The organism is Cupriavidus sp. GW823-FHT07A04 (assembly GCF_058794615.1).
The window spans coordinates 1-14,203 of the sequence record NZ_JBXAHA010000014.1 but is presented as its reverse complement, the minus strand read 5'-3'; the positions used below and the strand labels follow the sequence as shown (position 1 = coordinate 14,203).

Below are 14,203 nucleotides of genomic sequence, written 5' to 3'. Positions count from 1 at the left end.
TGGGGGCAGCTTATCGGTAGGTCCAGATCTTATGCATCAGGAAGCTGAAGGGCGTCACCACCATGACGATCACCAGCAAACCGATCCAGTAGCTGCCCCCCGTTGCCTGGACGGCCCAGGAGATGAGCACCGTGAGGATCAGCGCGAGCGCGGATACAACAAGAAAGCGCGCGAGGTTCTTGCGGTGCAGCCGGCTCGAGAAGCTCCACAGTGTATTGAGCAGGTAGGAGCAGCCCGTTGCCATGATGAAGGCAACACCGTTGGCCAGCATGGGTGACGCCGAGCCCCAGGCGATGAGTGTCGAGGCCGTTGTCACATGCAGCAGGGTCGCTGCGACACCTGACAAGGCGAAGCGCATAAGCCGGGTTGTACCGGCGCGATCGATCCGTGCGCTCACGGCAGCCGGGCAACAGCCAGCAGGGAGATGCCGAAGGGCAGAGGTGACATCGAGAGCCAATGCCGTTCCGCGGAGAATATCCGGTGCAGCAGGGCATTGAGCGGTGCTGCGGGCACCGCGCTGCCCGTCGAGGCAAGGCTGCCGCTGAGCCGGTCCTTGAGGCGTGCGGCAATGGCAAACGGGCACAGCAGCGCGTTGAAGTGCGATATCCGCTCGAGTTCCAGGCCCGCGGCGCTGACGGTTGCGCGCAACGCCTGCCGGCTGTAACGCCGCTGGTGGTGCAGGAATTCGTCGTGCTGGCTCCAGAGCCACTGATAGGCTGGCACGGTGATCAGCACCGCGCCGCCTGGCTTCAGAATGCGTCGTGCGCTCACAAGCGAGGCCGTATCCTCGGCGATATGCTCAAGGCAGTCCAGAAAGCAGATGAGGTCGAAGCCCGGCGCGGAAAATGGGATATCGTCGGGCCACCTGCCGCCGCGGATATCGAATTGGCCCGCCGTCTTCTGTTCGGCGATTTGCCGCGCGGTGGCATCCATTTCGACGGCGCTCACGTTGCCAAAGCGGGAAAGCATGGCGAGATTGCCGCCCGTGCCGGCCCCCACTTCGAGGATGGACGCGTCGGCCGGCAAGCGCAGGCGCTTGATCATGGCTGCGACGATATCCCGGCGGCCGCGGAACCACCAGTGAGCGGCTTCGGTTTGCGCCATTTCAAGATAGGCATTGGGCGACATGGCTTTGCTCCTGTACTAACGCGCTTTCTGGCATTGGACTAGCCTTGCAGGCAAACCATGCCCAACCCGCCCTTTCTCACCTGAAGCCTGTGCTCGCGCATCATCCGGAACAGTGTGACTCGCGAGATCCCTAGTTCGGCGGCCACGTCGATAAGCCGCTCGTGGTGCCGCTGCAAGGCCTCCTTGACGGCATTCAGCTCCGCCGCCTCGCGCACTTCCGCCAGTGTCTGGGGGCGGGTCTCGGGAGGTGGTTGCAGGTCCAGGTCGCACGGTGTGATGACGCCGTTCTCGCACATGGCTGCCGCATGCCGGATACGGTTGATCAGCTCGCGGACGTTTCCGGGCCAGTCATGCGCACTGAGGGCGCGCAGCGCCGCTGGCGAGAAGCCCTTGATATGATCCGGGGAATGCGAGCGGATATTGTTCAGGATATGCTCGGCCAGCAGCGTGATATCGCCTTCCCGTTCGCGCAACGGCGGCTGCTTCACGCGCAGCACGCACAGGCGGTGATAGAGGTCGCCGCGGAAGCGTTCTGCCGCAACTGCCGCGTCGAGATCGACGTGCGTAGCAGACACAATGCGCGCATCGACCGTGATCGACTCGGTGCTGCCCAGCCTTTCTATGCGGCCGGTTTCCAGAAAGCGCAGCAGGCTGGCCTGGCTTTCGAGCGGCATATCCCCGATCTCGTCGAGGAAGAGGGTGCCTCCGTGTGCCATCTCGATGCGCCCGGGCTTGCGCTTGAGGGCTCCGGTGAAGGCGCCGCGCTCGTAGCCGAACAGTTCCGACATGAGCAGGGTGGGGGGGATTGCCGCGCAGTTGACTGCCACGAAAGGCTGCCCGGCGCGCCGGGAGGCGCGGTGGATCGCCTGGGCGGCTAGCTCCTTGCCCGTGCCCGATTCGCCGGCGATGAGTACCGGCGTATCCCATCTGGAGACTTTCTCTACGCCGCGAAACAGGCTTTGCATGGCAGCGCAATTGCCGATCATGCCGTCGAGGCCGCTCGCCGGGATCGGTGGATGCGAGGCCTCCAGGCGCAGCTGCACCATGCCGACCGCGTGGCCCAGGGAATGGGCCAGCGCCGACATATCGCAAGGATCTCTGTAGTAGTCGACGAAGTGCAGCCCGAGCAAACGGCGCGCTGAATCCGAGAGCGCTTCCTTGCTCGTGACAGTGGCGACCCAACTCATGTTCGGCTGAGCGAGCCAAGGCTCGAACGACTCGAGTTCGGCGTCACTGAATCCACTGTGTATATCGAGGAGCCCGCTGATGGGCTGCGTGTCCTGGGCGAGTGCGTCGAGCTCTCGCTGGTTTGACGCGAAGATCAGCTTCCAGCCTTGTTGCGCCAGGAACCTGCAACGCATGGCGTCGTGATGCTGCGACAGATACAGCAGCGGACGATTGACGTACGCGGTCATATAACCCTCCCCCGATCTCTTCTTCTTGTTGCGAGCTAGTGTCCGTTCCGGACTTGTTCTAGTTCGCGGTCTTCTTGAAGGGCGATGCCTGATCCAGCGCATCGCGGCTTCGGGAATGGAGGGTCTTCAGTTTGCCAGCTGCGTGGCGCTCGGGGGCCGGGCCACATCGGGCCCGGCTCGATCACCGCACCTGGCTAAGCACGAATGCCAGCTTGTCACGAACGAGGGTGAAAATTGAACGTCGGCATAATGCCGACAAGCTCCCCGGACCCGACTCGCATGGTGGACCTCCCGTCCCCACCTGACTTCAGGAACCCTGCCAACGGGCAAAGCCCGCCGGAGCACCCGCACCCGGCGCGTCACGGACTGTGCATCGCGCCTTGCGCAGGTGCCGCGGGTCGATCCTGACCATTGACGGATCGACCCGCGCCTGAAATGACTGCAACTGCCTATCATCGGGCAGGCACGTTTGCGCATGCCTGTCCTGCCTGGGCCGTGTAGTTATCTGGCGCGGCCCTGCGCCTGAGCCCCTCCCCTGATCCCGCCTGGGCTTGCGGGTTTTTTATAACCTTGTTGTCGGACTTGGTGGTTGCAAGGCGGTGCCGGTTGTTGTGGTCTGGCTTGCGGCTTTAGTCCGATCAGATGTTCTGCGAAGCATAAATGCGACGAACGTGCCAACGCTGCTAAGTCATTGATTTCACTAACAGGGCCGGTAATGAGCGCGTTGCTTGCCAACGCAAGTGTGTAACAGAATGTTTCTCCCGTGTTACTGCGCATCGGCCTGCGAATCTTGTGTTTCAGTATGCGCCCGACCGTGAAATGCGAAGTTCTAGCACCTTGAGCTTGTTGGATGGAACGGCTGCTTCGCATTTCCAAGCTCGTGCTTCCGTCCCGGATGCGTGCTCTCCCATTGCCGGCACGTGGCCTGCGGTAGCGCTATCCCGGCATCAGCGGGTCAAATGGTTGCATTTCTGAAAATGCGTATCTCCGGCGGTACTCGGTGCGAGGGCTGGAAAGAACTAGCAGTGGCACGTACCGATGAGAACGGAAGTACGAGAGATTCTTACTAACGACAAAGATCGTAGTCCGAAGGGTGGACGATATAGCGCGCGACGTACTTTTCACAAGCCAGAACGCGGGCCGGACTCATCTGTATGGATGAGTTGCGCATGCCTTACATAAATCGCCGGTATCACGCGGATCGGTTGCATTTGTGAAAACGGGCCCGGATCTGCAAAGGCACGGTGCCTCGGCGGAATTGCCCCAGGCAACCGGCGGTCAGGGAGCGATACTTGGGCGCCTAGTACTTTGGTAGTCCCACGTAGAGTCGATGCCGGACGCAGCCCGACTAAGCTATCTTGCATCCAGTACCTCGCCTGAGACGAGCGAGCGGGGCGCGCAGCTGGATGAGTCCGGGGAGGGGCTGCAAAATGAAAATTGGCGACAGGGTCTTCACGCGCGGTGACGCGATCAGATGGATGATCGTGCTCGGGTTTCTGGTTCTGGATTCGATCTGGCTCGCGGTAAGCGGGCGTTCCGTGGCCCATGCCAGCTTCGTTGCCATCTGCAGGGCCGTGGCGATGCTTGCCGCCATTGCGCTGATTCTCAGCTTGATCGCGGGCATGCCGCGCGTGACAGCAACATCGCGCGGGCTGCACTATCGGCGGCTGGCGTTAGTGGCGCAATGTGGCGCTCTGCTGGTGGCCTTCACCAATATCATGAGCGTGATGTCTTATTTGATGATCACGCTGGCCCCGCCTCTGGTGGATGCCAGGCTGGCCGAGTTGGATAAGCTGTTGGGTTTTGACTGGCCGCAGGTCTACAAATGGGTCAGGGCGCGGCCCGCAGTGACTCTCTTTCTGCAGTTGGCTTACGCCAGCGGCCTGGCTCAGCTGCTCGTGGTTCCCATGCTGACCGGTCTGGCGGGGCGGGCCGAACATTTGCGTGAGTTCATGTCAAACATGATTCTCTCGTGCACGCTGCTGTTGCTGATTGCCGCCCCTTGGCCAGCCGCCGGGGCTTACGTCTCGTTCGGCGTAGCAAGCGCCGCCGAGATGGCCAGCGTTTCACACTTCAACGTATTACGTGCCGGAGCGATGCAGGTATTCGATCTCGCGCACGTACAGGGGCTGGTGTCCATTCCGTCCTATCACACCGCCATGGCGCTGATCTTTGTGCAAACGATGCGCTGGACCCGCACCGGGTTCGTGGTCGCATGCCTGTTGAACCTGGCGATGATCCTGTCGACGCCGACGGAGGGGGGGCATTACCTCGTGGACGTCGTGGCTGGCGTGGGATTGTGGGCCCTTACGGCAGGCTTGCTGCGCGTATGCAGAGCGGCCAAACCACAAGTGCTCGACCAACACGTCGCCCAGCCGCAGCCTCTCTGACCTTCCGGAGCCGCGAGATAGTGCGGCGGGCCGGTTCCGCCGTCCCGCTGGAACCGAGCCCGCGCCTGAAAGAACTGCAAAGCAGATAGAAATCGCCGCACCGGCAGCGTTTCTGCTGCCGTGTGCGGCGTGGGCCATGGATTCTGAAAACTGCGCTGGCCCGGCGCTCAACCTCCCCGCGAAGCAAGCCCTGTCACGGCCACTGCTCCACTCCCCGTTCAAGTTTGATTATCGTGATGCCGCGGCTGGTGGTTTTGCACCGCCTTGTCGCTGGCATCCCTGGCGTACCGTATTTGCTGACATCGACTATCTTTTCGGTCGCTCTGCTCTTTGTAACGAAGACAAGAGCGACGAACGTGCCATGGTTTGTAAGTTACTGATTTTTTTAAGAATGCAATTTACGAGCTTGTTACATTTTGCGTTTCTTGTAACAAAGTGTTTCCATGTCGTTACTGCTTTCGGGGCCGTTGTGTGCGCCGCAGCACGGCAGGCATGGCAAAAAGCGACGCTCTGTCTTCTCTCAGATCACCATAAGTGGCGAAAGGGAGGGGCGAGGTGTACTTTGCTGCGTCGCCCGGGAACAATCCAAAGGGTATTCGTGAGAACGTATTCGGGTGGTGGAGCAGTCGTCGCACGAACGTGCGAATCGTTGCAGTGGTGATACAACCCCGCGCAAATAGGCTGTGCACAATGGTGCCCACCGACTGCCGGGGGGAGGGCTAGCGGCGTACCGCACGCGCCAAAAGCATGCGCCGGCGACAAAAGATGTAGCCGGATCGGTGGGTGAATGTGGGCTAACTCACATTGGCCAAGGCTTTTCCTCGCCCTGTTGGATGAGTAGGGAACTTCCTGCCATGCCGGGCGAATACGATCGATTTGGTTGCATTCCTGATACATTGCTGGCCGCTATGCCGGGATAAGAGATATCGTCGCGCGGCGTGCGGGCACCGCGGTTAGCCGGCGCATCGCCAATTTGCACAATTCACGGGAGAAAGCAGGATGCAGCTAGACAACAACGCGTTCCACGCGCCGGCATATGAGCAGCCGGCCGCCACGGTGCGTCCTCTGCGGTTCGAGTTCATCGGCTCGGGCTCCGAGTTTTTCCGCATCTGGATCGTCAATACCTTGCTGACCATTGTCACGCTGGGCATTTATTCGGCCTGGGCCAAGGTTCGCACGATGCAGTACTTCTACCGCAACACGCGGCTGGACGGCGCGAGCTTCGACTACCACGGCCGTGCCTCGGCCATCCTCAAGGGCCGAGCCATTGTGTTTGGCCTGGCGATGGTGTTCCAGCTTGCCAGCCACATTTCCCCGTTCCTGGCATTGGCGCTGGGCCTGGCTGTGGCGGTGGTGTTTCCGCTGCTGCTGGTACGGTCCCTGCGTTTTCGCATGGCGAACTCCAGCTACCGCGGCCTGCGCTTCGCCTTCACCGGGAGCGATGCCCAGGCCTACAAGGTGTTCCTGCTCTGGCCCGTGCTCACGGTGCTCAGCCTCTATGCGCTGGCGCCGCTGGCGCACCAGCGCTTCAAGCAATACCAGCATGACAACACCCGCTTCGGCACCGCGCCCTTCGGCATCAGCGCGAGCGCGGGCGGCTTCTATGGCGTCTACCTGCGCGCATTCGGCATGATGGTGGCGGTCGTGGTGGGGATGAGCGTGGTCGGCGGCATGCTGGGCAGGGGCATCGGCGCCGGGATTGGCGCTGGCATGGGGGCGGGCATGGGCGCGCCGGTGGTGGCGGCGATCATGGCTGTCATTGGCTTTTTCGTGGCGATGATGGCGATCGGCCCCTTCTTCATGGCGCGGTTGCAGAACCTGGTATGGAATCACACCACGCTGGCGCCGCACGCGTTTCGCAGCGAGGTCAAGGCGGGCCGCCTGTTGTTTATCTTCGCCACCAACATGATCGCCAATGCACTGACGCTGGGCCTGTTCCTGCCGTTCGCGCGCGTGCGTTCGATGCGCTACCGTATCGAGAGCATGACCATGCTCGCGGCGGGACCGCTGGACGCCTTCGTGGCCGGCGAGACGCAGCAGGTTGGCGCGCTGGGCGACGCCGCGGTGGACTGGTACGACATCGACATCGCACTGTGACCGCGCTGTGACCACAGTCATCGTAGTCATCGCCGTGCCAGCTTCGTTTACTTCGATACCAAGGCCTTGATGCAGGATATCCCCGACGCCACGGCCACCGCCCCGGTAGCCGCCACTTACTTCGACGGCCGCTCGTCGCGTGCCCATCGGGTGATGCTGTCCATCGAAGGGCGCGATGCGGTGCTGCGCGAAGCCGATGGCACGGTGCTGCGCCGCGCGCCGCTAGCCGCGCTGCGCGTCTCCGAACGGGTCAAGCGCGCGCCGCGCCTGGTCACGTTTGCCGACGGCGCCTTCTGCGAGGTCACCGACCACGCCGGCTTTGCCGCATTGCTGGGCGCCAGCGGCCACCGCGAGGGCTGGGTGGTGCGTGCGCAGAACAGCTGGCGGCTGGCGCTGCTGTCGGTGCTGGGTCTGGCCGCGGCGCTGCTGCTGGGATATTTCTACGTATTGCCCTGGGGCGCCGGCATGGTGGCGCGCAGCGTGCCGCCGGCGCTGGAAGCCCGCCTCGGCGAGGCCACGCTCGCCAGCATCGATCAGGGCCTGCTCATGCCCTCGGCCCTGCCGCAGGCGCAGCAGCAGCGGATTCGCGCCGACTTCGCTGCGCTGGTGCGCCCGGCCGATCCGGGCCACGAGTACAAGATCCTGTTCCGCCACGGCGGCAAGCTCGGGCCCAACGCGCTGGCCCTGCCGGGCGGCACCATCGTGGTGACGGATGAACTCGTCAAGCTGACCGGTGTGGGCCCGGGCCTCATGGGCGTGCTCGCCCACGAGGCCGGGCACGTGGCCGAGCGCCATGGCCTGCAGCAGATCCTCCAGGCCTCGGCGGTGGGCGCGCTGGCGGCCTATTTCTTTGGTGACTATTCCACCGTGCTGGCAGGCGTGCCCGCCGCGATCCTGACCCTGCGCTACTCGCGCGACCATGAGCGCGCGGCGGATGCGTATGCGGTGCAGGTCATGCAGCGCAACCACTTGCCGGTGTCGGCGTTTGCCGACGTCTTGCAGGCGCTGGAGGACGCCCACGCCCGGCAAGCGCAAGTCCAGGCGGCCAAGGCCGACGGCGGGGGTGACGCCAGCGCGCCAGCCGCCTCCGGCGAGCGCGAAACCAAGCGGGAGCGCCGCAGCCGGCGTGCCGCGGAGGATGGCGGCAACAACGGGGATGGCGACGATGGCGACAGTTTCTTCTCCACCCATCCGCTCACGCGAGAGCGCATCGAGGCGCTGCGGGCGGCCGGACGCTAAGTCTCAGGCGCCCGGCTGCGGTGCATTGGGCTGAGGTGCAGCAAGCGGCGCGCGCAGGGCGACGGCCGCCACCTGGCTTTGCAGCCAGCTATGGAACCGCAGGATGGCCTTCTCGCGCGGGTTGCCTTCGCGCCAGGTCACCCAGTAATGCAGGCTGGACGGGATGCGGGTGGTGCCGATCTGCACCAGTTCGCCGCTGGCAAGGTAGTCGCTGGCGAGTTGCAGGCGCGCGGTGGCCACGCCAAGTCCTGCCACTGCCGATTGCAGCATCATGCCGGCGTCCTGGAAGATCGGTCCGCGCTCGGGTTCCGTGCCAGGCAGGCCGGCGCTTTCCAGCCAGTCGCGCCACGGTCGCAGCGCGAAGCGCAGCATTGGCAGGCGCGGCAGGTCGGCCAGCGTGAAGCCGGGGTAACGCGCGAGCAGTGCCGGGCTGGCTACCGCGATGACATGGTCTTCGATCAGGTTGTGGCAGGCAAAGCCGGGCAGGTCCACGCGCTGGTGCCAGATCCCCACGTCCACCGAGTACGGATCGGGCGGCGTGATCTCGGCGTGCAGCCGCAGGTGCAAGTCAAGCCCTGGCAGGGCCGCGTGCAGGCTCGGCAGGCGGCGGATCAGCCACGCGTTGGCCAGGTCGGCCATGACGCTGACTTCCAGCCGCACCACCTGCGGGGCGCCACCATTGCTGGCCTCGCGCAGGCCGTCTTCCAGTTCCGCCAGCCCGTCGCGAATCCGCTCGGCCAGCCGCGCACCCACATTGGTGGGCATCATCAGGTGGCCGGTGCGCTGGAATAGCTTGGTGCCCAGCTTGTCCTCCAGCGCGCGCAGATGGTGGCTGATGGCGCTGTGGGTCAGCGCCAGTTCCTCCGCAGCGCGCGAGAAGCTGCGATGGCGGGCCGCGGCCTCGAGCGCCCGCAGTGCCTGCAGCGCGGGCAGGTGGGGCGCGCGCTGCGAGCGCAGCGGCTCGGGCGGCGGGGCGGGTTCAGCCGGGCGGGTGGGCAAGCTGGGCTGGCCGGACAGGCCAGGCTTGATGGGTTTCGGGGGTCGGGAGCTCATTGCCGTCAAATTCTACTCACAATTGCGGCGGGTATCTTTCGTTGGTGTTGCACGCGGCGACTGACGACAATGCAGGCATGAATTCTGCCAATGTATCCACCCCTGCCGCTGCGGCGCCGTCTCCTGCTTCCCAGGCTGGCGATCCTGCGCTGGCCGCTGCCCGCTGGCGCGTGCTTTGCATCTTTTCGCTGGGTTTCCTGGTTTCCTATATCTTCCGGGGCGTCAACCTGGGCTTCGCGCCGCATTTGATCCGCGAGATGGGGCTGGGTGCCGCCGACCTGGGGCTGCTGACCAGCTTTTACTTCCTGGGGTTTGCCTGCGCCCAGTTACCGGCTGGGCTGATGCTCGACCGCTTTGGCCCGCGTCGCACCGAGGCGGCATTGCTGCTGGTGGCGGTGGCTGGCGCGCTGGTATTCGCCTCGGCGACCAGCATGGCCGCGCTGGCGGCAGGGCGCTTGATGATCGGCGTGGGCGTGTCGGTTTGCCTGGGGGCTGCCATCCAGGCCCTGTCGATCTGGTTCCCCCTGTCGCGCATGCCCTTGCTCAATGGGGTGGTGATGGCGATCGGTGGGCTGGGCGCCGTCGTGGTGGGCGCGCCGCTGGGCTGGCTGCTGTCGTGGACCGACTGGCGCACCGTCAGCTATGGGCTGGCCGGGTTGACGCTGGCCATGGCGGCGCTGCTGTGGCTCGGCGCCCCCGAGACCAGCCGCGCTGGCAAGCAGCGCCTTGCCGAACAGCTGCGCGGCACCTGGCAAGTCTTTCGCAATGCGCGCTTTTTGCGCGTGGTGCCGCTGGCCCTGCTCAATCAAGGTGTGTTCCTGGCGGTGCAGACGCTGTGGGTCGGTGCCTTCCTGCGGGACGTGGCCGGCTATTCGCCGGAGCAGGGCGCTCGCCTGGTGTCGGTGATCGGCTTTGCCATGATGGGCGGCTGCGTGTGCGCCGGCTGGGCCGCGCGCCATCTTGAGCGTGCCGGCGTGAGCCTTTACACCTTCGCCGGCGTCGGCATGAGCGGGTTCATCGTGATCCAGTGCCTGATCATGGCGGGTGTGCCGCTGCCGCCGGCGTTGCTGTGGGCGGCCTATGGCGTGTTCGGCTCCAGCGGCATCCTGGCCTATGCCGTGCTGGCGCGCAGCTTCCCCGATGCGCTGATCGGGCGCGCCACCACGGCGCTGACCTTGACGGTGTTCCTGTCCACCTTTGCCTGCCAGGTTGGCATCGGGCTGGTGCTGGACCTCTGGCCCGCCGATGCGGGCCGCTACCCGAAGGCGGCGCACCTGAGCGTGTGGGGCGGGCTGGTGGCGCTGCAGGTACTGGCCGCGCTGTGGTACATGCTGGGGGCGCGTCGCGCAAGCAGCGCTACAGCATGACCGGGCGGTCGTCGAGCTCGTTCGGATTGGGCCGGTCGCCCGAGGGGAAATGCTGCGCCAGCTGATGGTGGATCTTTTCCACCGCCGCCAGCACGGGTTTGACCGATAGCTCCCGGGCCAGCCCGCTCGCGAGTTCGCCGCAGATGGCGCGCCAGGTTTCCGGGGCCACGCGGGCATCGATGCCACGGTCGGCCAGCAGCTCTACCGCGTGATCCGCCAGGTTGATATAAAGCAGCACCCCGGTGTGGCCTTCGGTGTTCCACACCTCCAGCGCGCCGAACAGGGCGCGGGCACGGGCGCGCGGGCTGGTGCCGGAGAAGGCCAGCGCCAAGGGCAGGCTGGATTCGATCACGACACGGACTTCGCCGTGATGCCGCTGCTCGCCGGCGCGCACCGCCTGCTGCAGTTGCTGCTGGGCGTCGGCGGGGAAGAGTTTGCTGGCGGCGCCGGGGCGCGTGCCGAGATGGCGCAGGGCGCGTTTGAAGTGTGGCATGTGTCGTTACCAGTTGCCGGAGGCGCCGCCTCCGTCGAAGCCACCGCCGCCGCCGCCACCGAAGCCACCGCCACCACCTCCTCCGAAGCCACCGCCGCCACGTCCCCAGCCGCCACCCCCGAGACCGCCAAGGGTGCCGCCCAGTCCGCCGGCAGCCGCGTCCCAGCCGCGCCCGCGCGTCACGATCCGCGAGCCGCCCGAGCGGCGGGCCGCGGAGATGAAGAAGAACAGGATGATGGCGAGCGGGAACAGCACCGGCAGCCAGTCGGTCCACGAGCCGCTCTGGGCGGCCTTGGCGCCGGCCTGCGGGCCGGGCAGGGCTTCCTTGTCGATGGTGGCCTGGATCGCCGAGACGCCGGCCGCGATGCCGCCATAGAAATCATTCTGGCGGAAGTGCGGCGCCATCACGTCCTGCAGGATGCGCTTGGACATGGCGTCGGTCAGCGAGCCTTGCACGCCGCGCCCCACTTCCAGGCGCATCTTGCGCAGGCCGGGCGGGTTGTCCTTGGCGATCAGCAGGATCACGCCGTCGTCGATGCCCTTGCGCCCGGCGCGCCAGGCGTCGGCCACGCGGATGCTGTAGGCATCGATGGGCTCGGGATCCGTGGTGGGCACCATCAGCACGAAGATCTGGCTGCCGCGCTGCTGCTCGTACTCTGCCAGCACGTTTTCCAGCGCGCTGCGCTGGCTGGCGCTGAGCGTGCCGGTGAGGTCGGTGACCCGCTGCGTGAGCGGCGGCACCGCGACAAAGCCGTCGCCGGCGGCCATGGCCGGGAACGCCAGCAGCGCGCCCAGCCACAGCAGCAGCGCCAGCATGGCGGCTGTCCAGCCACTGCGCTCAGAGGGATTGCGCATAGGTATGTCCGGGGTCAGAACTTCACCGTGGGCGGTGCCGAGATGGCCTTCTCGTTCTCCACCGTGAACGACGGCTTGACCGGGTACTTGAAGATCATGGCGGTCAAGTTGGTGGGGAAGCTGCGCGCCAGGATGTTGTAGTCGCGCACCGCGGTGATATAGCGCTGGCGTGCCACCGTGATGCGGTTCTCGGTGCCCTCGAGTTGCGATTGCAGGTCGCGGAACGACGCATCGGCCTTGAGTTGCGGATAGTTCTCCGACACCGCCAGCAGGCGCGACAGCGCGCCGCTCAGCTCGCCCTGGGCTTGCTGGAAGCGCTTGAAGGCTTCGGGGTCGTTGAGGGTCTCGGGCGAGACCTGGATGCTGGTGGCCGCGGCGCGGGCCTTGGTCACGGCTTCCAGCGTCTCGCGCTCATGCGTGGCATAGCCCTTGACGGTATTGACCAGGTTGGGGATCAGGTCGGCGCGGCGCTGGTACTGGTTGATCACCTCGCCCCAGGCCGCCTTGACGGCCTCGTCCTTGGACTGGAAGTCGTTGTACCCGCAGGCGGACAGCAGGCTTGCGCACAGGGCCAGCATGAGCCAGCGCAGCACAGAGCGCCCGCAGGACAGTGACAGGGAAGGGGATGCGCGCATCGAAGACTCCGGAATTCGTGGAGTCCCCAGTGTAGCGCAGGGGCCGGCCGGCGCAAGCGAATCGGCCCGGGTGCGGTTGACGGCAGGCCGGCCGTCCCGGTAGATTGTCGTTTCTGCCGTGGTTGCCACGGTGTGCTCCCATTCAGCCCCAACCTGCCATGCGCGCTGTTTCGTCGATTTCCGCACTTGTTTGCCCTGCCTCGCAGCGGCAGGTGCCGGCGCGCGCCAAAGCCAAAAAACAGCCGCTCGTCTGACCGGGGCGCTGCTTCCGTCAGATGAGCGACGGAGCGGCACCTGCGTACCAGCGTACAGGGGCGAGGCCAGGTTTGAAGGTTCAGGCTTTCCCACTGCCCCACGCGGGCTCATCTGCCACCCGGCGCGCTTCTGCACGGTTTTTATTGACCGGTCGTACAGGAGTGATTCGATGCAAACAGTAGATCAAGCCCAAGCCCAACAAGTCCAACAGGATTCGCAGGCACAACACGTCTTTTCAGGAATCTGGCTGCCATTGGTGACGCCATTTGCCGACGGTTCGGTCGATTTTCCCGAGCTGGCCCGCCTGGTGGTGCACTACGCCGGCAGCGGCATCGCGGGGATCGTGGTGTGCGGCAGCACCGGTGAGGCGGCCGCGCTCGATGAGGCCGAGCAACTGGCCGTTCTGGATACGGTGCTGGCCAGCGCCGGCAGCTTGCCGGTGATGATGGGCGTGGCGGGCAGCCAGCTGAAGCAGGTGCAGGCGTGCGTGCGCCGGCTGGCTGGGAGGCCGCTGGCCGGGCTGCTGGCGCCCGCGCCTTATTACGTCCGTGCGTCGCAGGCCGGCCTGCTGGATTATTTCCGCATGCTGGCCGACAGCGCCCCCGCGCCGCTGGTGCTGTACGACATTCCCTACCGGACCGGCGTGAAGCTGGAGACGGAAACCATCCTGGCGCTGGCCGCGCATCCGAATATCCGCGCCATCAAGGATTGCGGCGGCGATTACCAGGGCACGCAGGCCGTCATTGCCGACGCTCGCTTGAGCGTGCTGGCGGGGGAGGATCACCAGTTACTGGGCACGCTGTGCCTGGGTGGCACGGGCGCGATCATCGCTTCTGCGCATCTGTATCCGGCGCTGTTCGTGGCACTCGCGCAGGCGGTGGCGGGGCAGCGGCTCGAGCATGCGCGCCGGCTTTTCCATGCCGTGATGCCGATGATCAAGCTGCTGTTCGCCGAGCCCAATCCGGGCCCGCTCAAGGCCATGCTGGCGCGCGAGGGATGGTTGCGCAATGAGCTGCGCGCGCCGATGACGCCCGCCAGCGCCGCCCTGGAGGTGGCGCTGGCGCGGGCCTGCGAGCGGCTTGGGGCGGCTGTTCCCGAGTTGCTTGGCTGACTTGGTGGGCGTTTGAGTTATCGAGTTTTCGGGCGGGCGACTGCTTAACTTCAACTGCAGCTTCAACGGCTTAAGGGCAAGGGCAACTGCAGTTTCACCTCCCCTGCGGGGAGGCGACCTACTTTCTTGTCTCGCCAAGAAAGTAGGCAAAGAAGCGACCCGGAT

12 protein-coding genes are annotated in these 14,203 nt (G+C 65.3%); 5 read left to right on the top strand and 7 right to left on the bottom strand.

Going from position 1 to position 14,203, the window contains the following annotated elements:
* Positions 1-10: 10 nt before the first annotated feature.
* From AC1Q7Q_RS23795 to AC1Q7Q_RS23785, 3 genes are read right to left on the bottom strand one after another with little or no spacing between them, the layout of a single operon-like run.
* Entirely contained in the window at positions 11-346 is a 336-nt protein-coding gene (locus AC1Q7Q_RS23795; protein ID WP_492375047.1) for a GtrA family protein, read from the bottom strand.
* 47 nt (positions 347-393) lie between these two features.
* Entirely contained in the window at positions 394-1,128 is a 735-nt protein-coding gene (locus tag AC1Q7Q_RS23790; RefSeq protein ID WP_492375048.1) for a class I SAM-dependent methyltransferase, read from the bottom strand.
* A gap of 38 nt (positions 1,129-1,166) precedes the next feature.
* The gene (locus AC1Q7Q_RS23785; protein ID WP_150988519.1) at positions 1,167-2,543 is read right to left on the bottom strand and encodes a sigma-54 dependent transcriptional regulator; all 1,377 of its coding nucleotides are present in this window, start codon (positions 2,541-2,543) and stop codon (positions 1,167-1,169) included.
* A gap of 1,430 nt (positions 2,544-3,973) precedes the next feature.
* Here AC1Q7Q_RS23785 and AC1Q7Q_RS23780 point away from each other — a divergent pair.
* The 3 genes from AC1Q7Q_RS23780 to AC1Q7Q_RS23770 all read left to right on the top strand — a co-directional run bounded on the left by AC1Q7Q_RS23780 (position 3,974) and on the right by AC1Q7Q_RS23770 (position 8,269).
* Positions 3,974-4,933 carry a phosphatase PAP2 family protein gene (locus tag AC1Q7Q_RS23780; protein WP_492375049.1) on the top strand — a complete coding sequence of 320 codons (960 nt, stop codon included), beginning with the start codon at positions 3,974-3,976 and terminating at the stop codon, positions 4,931-4,933.
* 999 nt (positions 4,934-5,932) lie between these two features.
* Complete coding sequence (locus AC1Q7Q_RS23775; RefSeq protein WP_492375050.1) at positions 5,933-7,030, top strand: YjgN family protein; 1,098 nt, start codon at positions 5,933-5,935, stop codon at positions 7,028-7,030.
* Between the two features lie 69 nt (positions 7,031-7,099).
* On the top strand, positions 7,100-8,269 hold the full coding sequence (locus AC1Q7Q_RS23770; protein WP_492375052.1) for a M48 family metallopeptidase: 1,170 nt from the start codon (positions 7,100-7,102) through the stop codon (positions 8,267-8,269).
* Positions 8,270-8,272: 3 nt separating this feature from the next.
* Here the strand turns inward: AC1Q7Q_RS23770 and AC1Q7Q_RS23765 are convergent, their stop codons facing one another.
* Positions 8,273-9,322, bottom strand: coding sequence for a LysR substrate-binding domain-containing protein (locus AC1Q7Q_RS23765; protein WP_492387223.1), 1,050 nt, complete (start codon positions 9,320-9,322; stop codon positions 8,273-8,275).
* A 77-nt stretch (positions 9,323-9,399) separates the two neighbouring features.
* Here AC1Q7Q_RS23765 and AC1Q7Q_RS23760 point away from each other — a divergent pair, with 77 nt between their 5' ends.
* Positions 9,400-10,689 (top strand): MFS transporter, encoded by a 1,290-nt coding sequence (locus AC1Q7Q_RS23760; RefSeq protein ID WP_492376841.1) that lies wholly within the window; start codon positions 9,400-9,402, stop codon positions 10,687-10,689.
* Here the strand turns inward: AC1Q7Q_RS23760 and AC1Q7Q_RS23755 are convergent.
* From AC1Q7Q_RS23755 to AC1Q7Q_RS23745, 3 genes are read right to left on the bottom strand one after another with little or no spacing between them, the layout of a single operon-like run.
* Positions 10,679-11,182: a TPM domain-containing protein gene (locus tag AC1Q7Q_RS23755; RefSeq protein WP_492387222.1), complete on the bottom strand. Its 504-nt coding sequence runs from the start codon at positions 11,180-11,182 to the stop codon at positions 10,679-10,681. The two genes, AC1Q7Q_RS23760 and AC1Q7Q_RS23755, sit on opposite strands and share 11 nt — an antisense overlap.
* A gap of 6 nt (positions 11,183-11,188) precedes the next feature.
* A complete protein-coding gene (locus AC1Q7Q_RS23750) occupies positions 11,189-12,037 on the bottom strand; it encodes a TPM domain-containing protein (protein WP_492387221.1) in 849 nt (282 codons plus the stop codon).
* Positions 12,038-12,051: 14 nt separating this feature from the next.
* Positions 12,052-12,672: a LemA family protein gene (locus AC1Q7Q_RS23745; RefSeq protein WP_183035167.1), complete on the bottom strand. Its 621-nt coding sequence runs from the start codon at positions 12,670-12,672 to the stop codon at positions 12,052-12,054.
* 424 nt (positions 12,673-13,096) lie between these two features.
* Here AC1Q7Q_RS23745 and dapA point away from each other — a divergent pair, with 424 nt between their 5' ends.
* The gene (dapA, locus tag AC1Q7Q_RS23740; protein WP_492376829.1) at positions 13,097-14,038 is read left to right on the top strand and encodes a 4-hydroxy-tetrahydrodipicolinate synthase; all 942 of its coding nucleotides are present in this window, start codon (positions 13,097-13,099) and stop codon (positions 14,036-14,038) included.
* The last annotated feature ends 165 nt before the right edge of the window (positions 14,039-14,203 follow it).